An 11,493-nucleotide genomic window follows, 5' to 3' on the forward strand; every position below is an offset into this window, starting at 1 on the left:
ATCGGAGTCATTCATGCCTGTTTCTGCGATTGCCGGCCTAACCATGCTGGTATTGGGCGAAAGTCATATGAGCTTTCCCGATTCGTTGCTCAACCCGCTGCAAGACAACCTGACCAAGCAAGGCGCGGTGGTTCACTCCATCGGTGCCTGCGGCGCGGGTGCGGCGGATTGGGTTGTGCCGAAAAAAGTCGAGTGCGGCGGCGAACGCACGCCCACCGGCAAGGCCGTGATCTACGGCAAGAACGGCATGAGCACCACGCCGATCCAGGAGCTGATCGCCAAAGACAAGCCCGACGTCGTCGTACTGATCATCGGCGACACCATGGGCTCGTACACCAACCCGGTGTTCCCTAAAGCCTGGGCCTGGAAAAGTGTGACCTCGCTGACCAAAGCCATCACCGATACCGGCACCAAGTGCGTGTGGGTCGGCCCGCCATGGGGCAAGGTCGGTTCCCAGTACAAGAAGGACGACACCCGCACCAAGCTGATGTCGTCGTTCCTGGCCAGCAACGTGGCGCCGTGCACCTACATCGATTCGCTGACCTTCTCCAAGCCGGGCGAGTGGATCACCACCGACGGCCAGCACTTCACCATCGACGGTTACCAGAAGTGGGCCAAGGCGATCGGTACTGCCCTGGGTGACCTGCCGCCATCGGCCTACGGTAAAGGAAGCAAATAATGAAACGGATGACTCTGGGCCTGGCGACCTTGCTCGCCAGCGTCAGCGCCTACAGCGCCGACATCCCGCTGTACCCCACCGGCCCTGAGCAAGACGCAGCGTTCCTGCGTTTTGCCAACGGCACCAGCAGCGAGTTGAAGCTGGTGGCGGACGGCTCCAAGGCCAGCCTGGCCCTGAGCGGCGACAAACGGGTGTCGGCGTTCCTGCCGGTGGTTGGTGGCGACAAGCCGATCAAAGGCGTGTTGAGCCGCGACGGCAAAGACGCCGACTTCTCGGTCAAGGTAGCCCCGGGTGAGTTCGCCACGGTGATTGCCGTTGCCGATGCCAAGGGCGCGACGCGCCAACTGGTGGTGCGTGAGGTGCCGGACGACTTCAACGCGCTCAAGGCCTCCCTGGCCTTTATCAACGCCGACGCCAGCTGCGTCGACGCCAGCCTGGAAGCCGTGGCGCAAAAGGCCGAGCTGTTCAAAAAGGTCGCTGAAGGTTCGGTGCAGCGGCGCATGATCAACCCGGTGGAATTATCGGTGCAGCTCAAATGCGCCGGCGCGCCGGTTGGCCAGCCGCTGTCGTTCACCCTCAAGGCCGGCGAGCGCTACAGCGTATTGGCCGTCCCGTCCGACACAGGCTCGAAGTTGCTGTTCGCCTCTGACGCACTCGCTAACTGATCGGGCCCGACACCACCATGGTCTTTGCCTCACTCGAATTCCTCACGCTGTTCCTGCCGGCCTTCCTGTTGATCTATGCCCTGGCTCGTCCGAGCTGGCGCAACGTGATCCTGTTGATCGGCAGCTGGTTGTTCTACGGCTGGTTGAGCCCGTTGTTCCTGTTCCTGCACATGGTCTTGACCGTGGTGGCATGGGTCGGCGGCTTGCTGGTGGACCGCTCCCGTGAGGACGGCAAGGGCCGGGTGCGCCTGTTGATTGCGTTGATCGTGTTCAACACGGCGGTGCTGTGCTGGTACAAATACGCCAACATCGTCGCCGGCACCGTGAGTGAGGTGATCACCTGGTACGGTGCGATGCCGCTGGACTGGCAACGCGTGGCCTTGCCGGCCGGCTTGTCGTTCATCGTGTTGCAGGCGATTTCCTACCTGGTGGACGTGCACCGGCACACGGTGCCGGTGGAGCGTAGCTTCATCAATTACGCCACCTATATCTCGATGTTCGGCCACTCGATTGCCGGCCCGATCATCCGCTACGACTGGGTTCGCCGTGAGCTGAACCAGCGTTATTTCAACTGGCCGAACTTCGCCCTGGGCGCGCGGCGCTTCATGATCGGCATGGGCATGAAAGTGCTGGTGGCCGACACCCTGTCGCCGCTGGTGGACATTGCCTTCCACCTGGAAAACCCGAGCCTGGTGGATGCCTGGATCGGTTGCCTGGCGTATTCGCTGCAACTGTTCTTCGACTTCGCCGGCTACAGCGCCATGGCCATCGGCCTGGGCCTAATGCTGGGCTTCCACTTCCCGGAAAACTTCAACCGGCCCTACCTGGCCAGCAGCATCCAGGACTTCTGGCGGCGTTGGCACTTGTCGTTGTCCAGCTGGTTGCGCGACTACCTGTACATCGCCTTGGGCGGTAACCGCGATGGCGTATGGCGCACCTATCGCAACCTGTTCCTGACCATGGCGATTGCCGGCTTGTGGCACGGCGGCGACAGCTGGAACTACCTGCTGTGGGGGTCGGCCCATGGCGTGGCGCTGTGCGTTGACCGCGCCTGGTCGCGTTCGAGTTTGCCGAGCATCCCGCCGGTGTTGTCGCACATCCTTACGCTGCTGTTTGTGTGCCTGGCCTGGACCTTGTTCCGCGCGCCGGACTTCCATTCGGCACTGACCATGTACGCCGGGCAGTTCGGTATGCACGGCATGGCCTTGGGCGACGCAATGGCCGTGGCCATGCGCCCGGCCCATGGCATGGCAGCCTTGCTGGGTCTGGTGTGCATCATTGCGCCGATCTGGCAGGTGCGTTGCGAGCAGCGTTTCGGCACCCAGCCCTGGTTTGTGGTGGCCGCCTCGCTGTGGCCGGTGGCCGGGTTCGTGTTGTCGTTTGCGCTGATTGCCAGCCGCGACGCCGTACCGTTTCTGTACTTTCAGTTTTAAGGACGCCCGACCATGCCCGCTCCTACTGCGCCGACTCCTCCGAGCGACCTGGCCGTCCGCACCAGCCCTTTGGCGGCCTGGGTGCTGGTGCCCTTCCTGGCGGCGGGGCTGCTGTCCTGCGCCTGGCTGATGGTTAAAGGGCCGATCAGCTATGTGCCGGCGAAGGTCGACAGCGACATGCTGCTGCACGGCGACCTGACCCATCGGTTCGCCAAGGAGCTGGCCAAGGCGCCCATGGCAATCCAGGCCGCCAACCTGGAGCGTGGCAGCAGCTGGCTGGTGTTCGGCGACACCGGGCCGCGGGTGCGCCAGGGTTGCCCGGGCTGGCTGTTTATCAGTGATGAGCTGCGCATCAACCGCCACGCGCAGGCCAACGCACAGACCAAGGCCCAGGCGGTGATCGACCTGCAGCAGCAACTTGGCAAAAAAGGCATCGACCTGCAAGTGGTGGTGGTGCCGGACAAGAGCCGCATCGCCGCCGCCCAACTGTGCGGCCTGTACCGCCCAGCGGTGCTCGACAGCCGTGTTCAGGACTGGACCGCCACGTTGCAGGCCGCCGGGGTTTCCGCGTTGGACCTGACTGACACGCTCAAGCCGCTGGGTGCGCAAGCCTACCTGCGCACCGACACCCACTGGAGCGAAATCGGCGCCAACGCAGGCGCCCAGGCCCTGGCGCAACGCATCCAGCAGCGCGGCATCAAGGCCACGCCCGAGCAGACCTTTGACATTACTCAGGCGCCGCTCGCCGCGCGCCCAGGTGACCTGGTGCGCCTGGCCGGCCTGGATTGGCTGTCGCCCGCCTTGCAGCCGCCCGGCGAGTCGGTCGCGGCCAGCACCGCCCATGAAACCGGTGGCGCCACCAGCAATGCCGACGACCTGTTCGGCGATGCCGGCCTGCCCAATGTGGCGCTGATCGGCACTTCGTTCTCGCGTAACTCGAACTTTGTCGGCTTCCTGCAAAAAGCCCTGAGCGCCCCGGTGGGCAACTTCAGCAAGGACGGTGGGGAATTTTCTGGCGCGGCCAAGGCTTACTTTGAAAGCCCGGCTTTCAAGCAAACCCCGCCTAAGTTGTTGATTTGGGAGATTCCGGAGCGGGATCTGCAAACGCCCTACGACTTGATCAAGATTGGTCAGTAATTTGACGATTTGCCGCTTGTCTAAAAAATAAGCGGCTTTCTCATCAAAATAATGACACGTTGCCCGCCCTGTCACAGAATGCCAGCACAGAGACGCCTACAAAAAGACCTGCGGTGAGCCTTCTCCTTGCCGACCCTCCACGTCTTTAAAGGCGCGTCGCGTGGGAGCCAGGCTATGAGCCTTACTGATCAGCTGTTTGAGTTATTCGGCAAGAACGTCGCCCGCGATCCTCAAGGGCTGAATGCCAGGATGCACTTTTTCGGCAGCATCCCCATCGACGACGGCACCCCGTTCCCCGCCCAACAAACCCCCAGTGCCAATGAGTACGCCGAGCCGGTGGACGTTGCCATTCCACGCCCGAAAGTGATCGCACTGGTCTCGGTGAATGGCGGTGTGGGCCGCAGCACACTGGCCACGGCGCTGAGCAGCGGTTTGCAGCGCAGCGGCGAATCGGTACTGGCGCTGGAGCTGGACCCGCAAAACGCCTTGCGTCATCACTTCGGTGCCGGCGCGGACGTGCCCGGCATCGGCCGAACCAGCCTGCAAAATGCGCAGTGGGACCAGATCCGCCAGCCTGGGTTTGCCGGCTGCCAGTTGATCGCCTTTGGCGACACCGATACCCATCAGCAAGAGAACCTGCAGCGTTGGCTGCAGCAAGAGCCCGAGTGGCTGGCGCAACGCCTGTCCGCCTTGAACTTGAGTACTCGGCACACGGTGATCATTGATACCCCTGCCGGCAACAATGTGTATTTCCACCAGGCCATGAGCGTGGCGGATGTGGTGTTGGTGGTCGCCCAGGCGGACGCCGCATCCCTGGGCACCCTGGACCAACTGGACGTGCTGCTGGCGCCGCACCTTGAACGCGAGCACCCGCCGCGTGTGCAGTTTGTACTCAACCAATTGGACGAGGGCAATGCCTTCTGCCTGGACATGGCAGAGGCATTCAAGCAGCGACTGGGGCGAGCTCCACTGGAAGTGCATCGCGACATCGCCATCAGCGAGGCCTTGGCCTTTGGCACCGACCCCCTGGACAACCAGATGATGGGCCTGGCGGCAGACGATATCGACGCGCTGTGCCGGTGGTTGAAGGCACCCAAAAAGCGCTGGTAAAGCGCGGTTTATACGCGTTACGCCAGATGCTTATGCACAATCGGTTGGATAGACATGTCACGAAACAGCCAATTTGTGGAGCTGTTCTCATCACCACGCAACTGCTTGTTTTCCGTGCGGTTTATTTTGTGAACAAAAAATGACCAGCATGCCTTTCGGCCTGTAACGCACATGGCTACAGGCCCTGTAAAGAATCCATCAACAGAGTTATCCACAGGCTTGGGTGCGACAATTTCGCCCTTTAATCGCGCTCGGCAAGCACCATCAAGTTGCGCGGCGTCAGTGCAGGCTCGCAGAAACTCCCAACCTCGACCCGGTAGCCGTTTTCCGCCAGGAACAGTGCCCGATCCAGCACCAGCCAAACCTCCAGCGGGCGCCGAAACAGCCCACGCACCAACTCCAGGTTTCTGACCTCGGCAAGATGTTGCCAGCCAAACGCCTCCAGTGCCGCCCAATCCTGCTCACCTGTGGATAAGCCCTTGCGGCTCGCCAGCTCTCGGCAGTAGTCGGCAAAGGGCTGGTCCAGCCAACTCGCCGGCAAAGAAGGCGTGGGCAGGTAGGCGTCGTAGTTGCGCAGCTGGCGTTGCAACTGATCGAAGCCCAGGCGCCGGGCCATGGAGATGTCCCGCTGCTTGCGCACGCGTGTGCCTGCGGTGACGGTTTCGCTCAGCGGCAGGCCCAGGTCATCGACCGACAGCTGCAAGCGTGAAGCGCGGCCCAGACGGGATAACGGCTGGTAGGTATCGGCGTTGATCCGGTTGTAACAGCAAGGCGCCAGCGCCAGCTGTTTGCAGCCGGCGCTGCTGGCCAGTTGTAGCAGGCGTACATGCAGGTCGCCGCAGGCATGCAGGGCGACAGGCGTGTGTTGCGCGCCGATGGCGACGTCGGCCATCACGTCTTGCAGGCGATGGGTCACGGGTAAGTGGTGGTGGTCGCTCAAGGCCTGGCCGGAGGCGATCAATGCCGGGTCGACTTCCAGGCACGTCAGCTGTTGCCCGGGTTGCAACAGGCGCCGGCCGAGGTGGCCTTTACCGGCGCACCAGTCCAGCCAGTGTGTGGGCGGTCGCGCAAACCGCAGTGCGGCGCCGAAGGCTTCGATTTGTTGCCACTTGCGCCCAGGCACGTCGACGTTCAGGCGATGGCGCGCGGGTTCCAGCGGGTGCGTGGGTAACTTATCCACAGCACTGAGGCGCAGCGCCTGCTCGGCAAGTTGTGGAAAAGGCGCCGGCGCGGGCAGCGTGTGGGGGTGGTTGTGGCTGGTTTCAGCCTCGGCCAACGAGCGTTGGCGCAGCCATTGGGCGAGTTCGGGGTGTTGGGTTTCCCAGGGCAAATGCCGCTGAGTAAAGGGCCGTGGTCGCCACAGCCCTTGGTGCTCGGTCAGAAACGCATCCAGCGCCTGGAAGCGGGCTTCAACGTCCCTGGCAGGCATCGACGCGCAGCCAGCGTTCCAGCAGTTTGAAGCCGCGTACCAGGATGTAGGCCATCAACAGGTAGAACAGGCCGGCGGCGAAGAAAATCTCAACCGGCAAGTACGTGCGCGCAATGATGGTTCGCGCCATGCCGGTCAGTTCCAGCAAGGTTACGGTGCTGGCCAGGGCGCTGGCCTTGAGCATCAGGATCACTTCGTTGCTGTAGGCCGGCAGGCCGATGCGCGAGGCGCGCGGCAGGATGATGTAGAACAAGGTTTTCGGCCTGGACATGCCCAGGGCGCGTGCCGCCTCGATTTCACCGGGCGGGATGGCCTGGATCGCACCGCGCAGGATCTCGGCAATATAGGCGGCGGTGTGCAACGTCATGGTCGCGGTGGCGCACCAGAACGGATCGCGCAGGTACGGCCACATGAAGCTGTTACGCACCGCATCGAACTGCGCCAGGCCGTAGTAGACCAGGAACAACTGCACCAGCAGCGGCGTACCGCGGAAGAAGAAAATATAGGCGTAGGGCAGGGCGCTCACGTACCAGCGGCGTGAGGAGCGGGCGATGCCCAGCGGAATCGCCAGCAGTAAACCTGCGATCACCGCGATGGCCACCAGCTCCAGGGTCAGGGTCGCGCCCTGGGCGAGTTTCGGCAGCCACTTGATGATCACGGCCCAGTTCAGGCCCAGGTCAAAGTGCGACAGCCAGCTGTAGTCACCGCTCATTGGGTGCTCCTTGCAAAGCCGCGGGCGGCGCGTTTTTCCAGGAAGTGCATGCTGACCATGGCCAGCACAGTGAGGCCCAGGTACATGAACGCCGCGACCATGAAGAAGGTGAACGGCTGCTTGGTCACGGTCACGCCGATCTGCGCGTGGCGCATGATTTCTTCAAGGCCGATCACCGACACCAGCGCGGTGTCCTTCATCAGGATCATGAACAGGTTGCCCAGGCCCGGCAGGGCGATGCGCCACATTTGCGGCATGATCAAGCGGGTGAAAATGCGAAGCTTCGACAGCCCCAGCGCCACACCGGCCTCGCGGTGGCCTTTGGGAATGGCGAGGATCGCGCCACGGAACACTTCGGTGGCGTAGGCGCCAAAGCACAGGCCAAGGGCGATGACCCCGGCCGCAAAGGCGCTCAGAGAAAGGTCGGGGTTACCGAAAAACTCCCCCAGGGCACGCATCAGGTTGACCGTGCCAAAGTAAATCAGCAGTACCCAGAGCAACTCTGGAATACCGCGAACGATGGTCGAATAAGCACCGCCAAGCCATTGCAAAGGCTTGTACGGCGACGTCTTGGCCAAGGCGCCGGCCAGGCCGAGCACCAGCCCCAGGCACAGGGCCGTGAGTGCCAGTTTGACGGTCATCAGCGCGCCGGCGGCAAGCGCCGGGCCGAATCCGTAGAGATCGAAATTCATGGTGTTTTCATATCGCGGCAGGCATTGCTGAAAGCCGGCGCGCCCTGTGGAGCGCGTCGGTCAGGCCGTTCAGATCATTCGATGCTGAACGGGAAGTACTTGTCGTTGATTTTCTTGTAGGTGCCGTCTGCCTTGATCTCTGCCAGGGCTTTGTTCAGGCGCTCGCGCAGCGGGTCGCCCTTGCGTACGGCGATACCGATCTTGTCGCTCTCTACCACCGGGTCGCCCTTGAACTCATAGGCCGAACCGTCTTTGCTCTTGAGCCATTCGTACTGCACGTACTTGTCGGCGAGAATCCCGTCCAAACGGCCGGACGTCAGGTCGAGGTAGGCGTTTTCCTGGGTGTCGTAAAGCTTGGCTTCGGTATCCGGCAGCTTGTCCTCCAGGTAAGTACCGGCCAGCGTTGCGCGCTGTGCACCGATGGTCTTGCCTTTCAGGTAAGCCGCGTCGGTCTTGAAGTCCGCTGTGGCTTTCGGCGCGATGAACTGCAGCTTGTTGGAGTAGTACGGGTCGGTGAAGTCGACGGCCTGCTTGCGCTCGTCGGTGATCGACAGCGAGGACACCAGGAAGTCGAACTTCTTGGCGTTCAGGGCCGGGATGATGCCGTCCCAGTCGGAGACGTACACTTCGCATTTTTCGACTTTCATCTTGGCGCAGAGGGCGTCGCCGATGTCTTTGTCGAAGCCGACCACGTTGCCGCTGGCGTCTTTATTGTTGAAGGGCGGGTAGGCCGCTTCGATCCCCATTTTCAAGGTTTCTGCCATGGCCGTGGCGCTGAACGCCATCGAGACGGCCGCAGCCAGAAGGAATTTTTTGTAGTTCTGCATGCATGTTGCTCCGTTAGCGGTTGCTCGACATGAATTGTTTGCAGCGCGCCGAAAGCGGGTTTTCAAACACCTGCTGTGGCGATCCTTGCTCTTCGATCAGGCCCTGGTGCAGGAACACCACTTCACTGGAAACCTGACGGGCAAAGCCCATCTCATGGGTGACCAGCAGCATGGTGCGGCCCTCTTCGGCCAGCGCGCGGATCACATTAAGTACTTCCTGGACCATTTCCGGGTCAAGCGCGGATGTGGGCTCGTCGAACAGAATGACCTTGGGTTGCATCGCCAGGGTGCGCGCGATGGCGGCGCGTTGCTGCTGGCCGCCGGACAGTTGCGCAGGGTAGGCGTGGCGTTTGTCGCTGATGCCGACCTTGGCCAGCAGGGCTTCGGCCCCTTCTATTGCCTCGGCCTTGCTCTGGCCGAGCACGCGGCGGGGCGCCTCGATGATGTTGTCGAGGATGCTCATGTGCGGCCACAGGTTAAAGTTTTGAAACACAAAACCGATTTCGCTGCGCAAGCGGTTGATCTGCTTGCCATCGGCGGCCATCAGCTCGCCGTTTTTCGCAGCCTTGAGCTTGAGCTCTTCGCCGGCGACCAGGATCTGCCCCTGGTGCGGGTTTTCCAGCAGGTTGATGCAGCGCAGGAAGGTGGACTTGCCGGAACCGGAAGAACCCAGGATCGAGATCACGTCGCCGTCGCGGGCGGTCAGCGAGATACCTTTGAGTACCTCCAGCTCACCATAGCGTTTATGCAAGTTGCGGATTTCAAGCGCGGGCGTGGCCTCGGCCATGTGCGGTCCTCTTTGTGTTCGTTGCGTACGGCGCAGTCGGGCCGCCTCTGTGGCGAGGCGCCAAGCTAGCATAGCGTTCGGATGGCAGCCAACAGCGCGGCCGGGGTTAAACAGGCGGTGTGCGGCAGGGTGTCGCATCGGCACAGCAGCGTGTCGCGCCATCAACAACCGAACAGCCGTTTTAACCTGTGAAAGCGCAGGCTTCGCGTAAAAAAGGGCGCGATGGTGCCAGCTTTGGCCGGGTGTTGGAAGGGTTAACCGGGCAAACGGTGCTTATCAGCCCTTTTATGATGCGTCACGCACTTTTTGTGTGTGTTTTTGGTGCGTCTGTTCGTCTTGAAAGTGGGTCACACGGTAACGCTATAGCGGAATGCCATTGTTCTCAATGACTTGCAGTGGTTGTGAAATTGTCCTGCAGCCCGCGTCAATCGCGGCCTTGTAACATTTTGGCGCAAATCTTGCGTAAAAAATAAAGAACGCCCTGTTGGTTTCTTTTCACGAGAAAGATCGCAGGCCGGGCGGACCGTTTTCGCAATTCCTCGTAAAGGTGTGTCAATGAGTAGTACGCAAAGCTCCAATGACCTCGAACAGGGGCTCAAACCGCGTCACGTCACCATGCTGTCGATTGCCGGCGTTATTGGTGCCGGTTTGTTTGTAGGCTCCGGCCACGCCATTGCTGCCGCCGGCCCCGCCGTACTGCTGGCGTATGCCGCCGCGGGCACGCTGGTGGTCTTGGTGATGCGCATGCTCGCGGAAATGGCCGTGGCCTCGCCCGACACCGGTTCGTTCTCCACCTACGCCGACCGCGCGATCGGCCACTGGGCGGGTTTCACCATCGGTTGGCTGTACTGGTGGTTCTGGGTGCTGGTGATTCCTTTGGAAGCCAACGCCGCCGCGACCATCCTGCATGCCTGGTTCCCGGACGTGGCCATCTGGGCCTTTACCCTGATCATTACCTTGCTGCTGACCGCGACCAACCTGTTCAGCGTGAAGAACTACGGCGAATTCGAGTTCTGGTTTGCGCTGATCAAAGTCGTGGCGATTGTGGCCTTTGTGATCCTTGGCCTGGCGGCGATTTTCGGCTTCCTGCCGACCAGCCAGGTCAGCGGTGTCTCGCACCTGTTCGATACCCAAGGCTTTATGCCTAATGGCATGGGCGCGGTACTGGCCGCCATCCTGACCACCATGTTCTCCTTTATGGGCACCGAGATCGTTACTATCGCGGCGGCTGAATCGAAGAACCCTGGCCAGCAAATCACCAAGGCCACCAACTCGGTGATCTGGCGGATTGGTTTGTTCTACCTGCTGTCGATCTTCATCGTGGTGTCCCTGGTGCCATGGAACGATCCGACCCTGGCAGCGGTAGGTTCCTACCAGACCGTGCTGGAACGCATGGGCATCCCGAATGCCAAGCTGATCGTTGACCTGGTGGTATTGGTTGCCGTGACCAGCTGCCTGAACTCGGCGCTGTACACCGCTTCGCGCATGCTGTTCTCGCTGGGTCGTCGCGGTGATGCACCGGCCGTGGCCAAACGCACCAACAAGAGCGGCACGCCTTACTGGGCGGTGCTGTTGTCGACCGGCGCGGCGTTCCTGGCGGTTTTTGCCAACTACGTGGCGCCGGCTGCGGTGTTCGAATTCCTGCTGGCCAGCTCCGGCGCCATCGCGTTGCTGGTGTACCTGGTGATCGCGGTTTCGCAACTGCGCATGCGCCAGAAGCGTACGGCGGCGGGCGAGAAAATCGTGTTCAAGATGTGGCTGTTCCCGGGCCTGACCTATGCGGTGATGGTCTTCATCGTGGGCACGCTGACCATCATGCTGTTCCAGGAAGCGCACCGGGTCGAGATCATTGCGACTGGCGTTCTGAGCTTGCTGGTGGTGCTGGCCGGGTTGCTTGTGTCCAGCCGTCGCAAGGCACAGAAAACCGGCGCTGCGGTGCTGAATTGACGTGATGGAATGCGGCGCTTGATGCGCCGCCGTTCAAATGTGGGAGCGGGCTTGCTCGCGAAAGCAGTGTGTCAG

Annotated in this window: 11 protein-coding genes; 6 read left to right on the forward strand and 5 right to left on the reverse strand. The window is 61.7% G+C overall.

From position 1 onward, the window contains the following. Nucleotides 1–13 precede the first annotated feature (13 nt). The 5 genes from WBR57_RS20300 (at nucleotide 14) to bcsQ (ending at nucleotide 5,024) form a co-directional block, all read left to right on the forward strand. On the forward strand, nucleotides 14–679 hold the full coding sequence (locus WBR57_RS20300) for an SGNH/GDSL hydrolase family protein (RefSeq protein ID WP_424085998.1): 666 nt from the start codon (nucleotides 14–16) through the stop codon (nucleotides 677–679). Continuing rightward, on the forward strand, nucleotides 679–1,344 hold the full coding sequence (locus tag WBR57_RS20305) for a cell division protein FtsQ (protein ID WP_424086000.1): 666 nt from the start codon (nucleotides 679–681) through the stop codon (nucleotides 1,342–1,344). Before WBR57_RS20300 ends, WBR57_RS20305 begins: the two co-directional genes overlap by 1 nt. A gap of 17 nt (nucleotides 1,345–1,361) precedes the next feature. Next, nucleotides 1,362–2,777 carry an MBOAT family O-acyltransferase gene (locus tag WBR57_RS20310; RefSeq protein ID WP_424086002.1) on the forward strand — a complete coding sequence of 472 codons (1,416 nt, stop codon included), beginning with the start codon at nucleotides 1,362–1,364 and terminating at the stop codon, nucleotides 2,775–2,777. Between the two features lie 12 nt (nucleotides 2,778–2,789). Continuing rightward, nucleotides 2,790–3,914, forward strand: coding sequence for an alginate O-acetyltransferase AlgX-related protein (locus WBR57_RS20315; RefSeq protein ID WP_424086004.1), 1,125 nt, complete (start codon nucleotides 2,790–2,792; stop codon nucleotides 3,912–3,914). A 174-nt stretch (nucleotides 3,915–4,088) separates the two neighbouring features. Next, entirely contained in the window at nucleotides 4,089–5,024 is a 936-nt protein-coding gene (bcsQ, locus tag WBR57_RS20320; RefSeq protein ID WP_424086006.1) for a cellulose biosynthesis protein BcsQ, read from the forward strand. Nucleotides 5,025–5,265: 241 nt separating this feature from the next. Here the strand turns inward: bcsQ and WBR57_RS20325 are convergent, their stop codons facing one another. The 5 genes from WBR57_RS20325 to WBR57_RS20345 all read right to left on the reverse strand — a co-directional run bounded on the left by WBR57_RS20325 (nucleotide 5,266) and on the right by WBR57_RS20345 (nucleotide 9,471). Then, on the reverse strand, nucleotides 5,266–6,453 hold the full coding sequence (locus tag WBR57_RS20325) for a methyltransferase (RefSeq protein WP_424086008.1): 1,188 nt from the start codon (nucleotides 6,451–6,453) through the stop codon (nucleotides 5,266–5,268). After that, nucleotides 6,434–7,123: an ABC transporter permease gene (locus WBR57_RS20330; protein WP_424086016.1), complete on the reverse strand. Its 690-nt coding sequence runs from the start codon at nucleotides 7,121–7,123 to the stop codon at nucleotides 6,434–6,436. Before WBR57_RS20330 ends, WBR57_RS20325 begins: the two co-directional genes overlap by 20 nt. Before the next feature lie 38 nt (nucleotides 7,124–7,161). Further along, on the reverse strand, nucleotides 7,162–7,857 hold the full coding sequence (locus WBR57_RS20335) for an ABC transporter permease (RefSeq protein ID WP_424086010.1): 696 nt from the start codon (nucleotides 7,855–7,857) through the stop codon (nucleotides 7,162–7,164). A gap of 74 nt (nucleotides 7,858–7,931) precedes the next feature. Beyond that, nucleotides 7,932–8,684, reverse strand: coding sequence for an ABC transporter substrate-binding protein (locus tag WBR57_RS20340; RefSeq protein WP_424086012.1), 753 nt, complete (start codon nucleotides 8,682–8,684; stop codon nucleotides 7,932–7,934). 13 nt (nucleotides 8,685–8,697) lie between these two features. Beyond that, nucleotides 8,698–9,471, reverse strand: coding sequence for an ABC transporter ATP-binding protein (locus WBR57_RS20345; protein ID WP_122538016.1), 774 nt, complete (start codon nucleotides 9,469–9,471; stop codon nucleotides 8,698–8,700). Between the two features lie 555 nt (nucleotides 9,472–10,026). On the opposite strand from WBR57_RS20345, the gene gabP reads away from it, so the two are divergent. Then, complete coding sequence (gabP, locus tag WBR57_RS20350) at nucleotides 10,027–11,418, forward strand: GABA permease (protein WP_424086014.1); 1,392 nt, start codon at nucleotides 10,027–10,029, stop codon at nucleotides 11,416–11,418. Nucleotides 11,419–11,493 lie beyond the last annotated feature (75 nt).

It is taken from the genome of Pseudomonas sp., assembly GCF_049590575.1.
Classification (GTDB): domain Bacteria; phylum Pseudomonadota; class Gammaproteobacteria; order Pseudomonadales; family Pseudomonadaceae; genus Aquipseudomonas.

Excerpts from the sequence above, each read along its gene's own strand:
- WBR57_RS20325 (WP_424086008.1), bottom strand. The coding sequence starts at position 6,453 with ATGCCTGCCAGGGACGTTGAAGCCCGCTTCCAGGCGCTGGATGCGTTT.
- WBR57_RS20310 (WP_424086002.1), top strand. The coding sequence starts at position 1,362 with ATGGTCTTTGCCTCACTCGAATTCCTCACGCTGTTCCTGCCGGCCTTC.
- WBR57_RS20345 (WP_122538016.1), bottom strand. The coding sequence starts at position 9,471 with ATGGCCGAGGCCACGCCCGCGCTTGAAATCCGCAACTTGCATAAACGC.
- WBR57_RS20335 (WP_424086010.1), bottom strand. The coding sequence starts at position 7,857 with ATGAATTTCGATCTCTACGGATTCGGCCCGGCGCTTGCCGCCGGCGCG.
- WBR57_RS20340 (WP_424086012.1), bottom strand. The coding sequence starts at position 8,684 with ATGCAGAACTACAAAAAATTCCTTCTGGCTGCGGCCGTCTCGATGGCG.
- WBR57_RS20300 (WP_424085998.1), top strand. The coding sequence starts at position 14 with ATGCCTGTTTCTGCGATTGCCGGCCTAACCATGCTGGTATTGGGCGAA.
- WBR57_RS20315 (WP_424086004.1), top strand. The coding sequence starts at position 2,790 with ATGCCCGCTCCTACTGCGCCGACTCCTCCGAGCGACCTGGCCGTCCGC.
- bcsQ (WP_424086006.1), top strand. The coding sequence starts at position 4,089 with ATGAGCCTTACTGATCAGCTGTTTGAGTTATTCGGCAAGAACGTCGCC.
- WBR57_RS20305 (WP_424086000.1), top strand. The coding sequence starts at position 679 with ATGAAACGGATGACTCTGGGCCTGGCGACCTTGCTCGCCAGCGTCAGC.
- gabP (WP_424086014.1), top strand. The coding sequence starts at position 10,027 with ATGAGTAGTACGCAAAGCTCCAATGACCTCGAACAGGGGCTCAAACCG.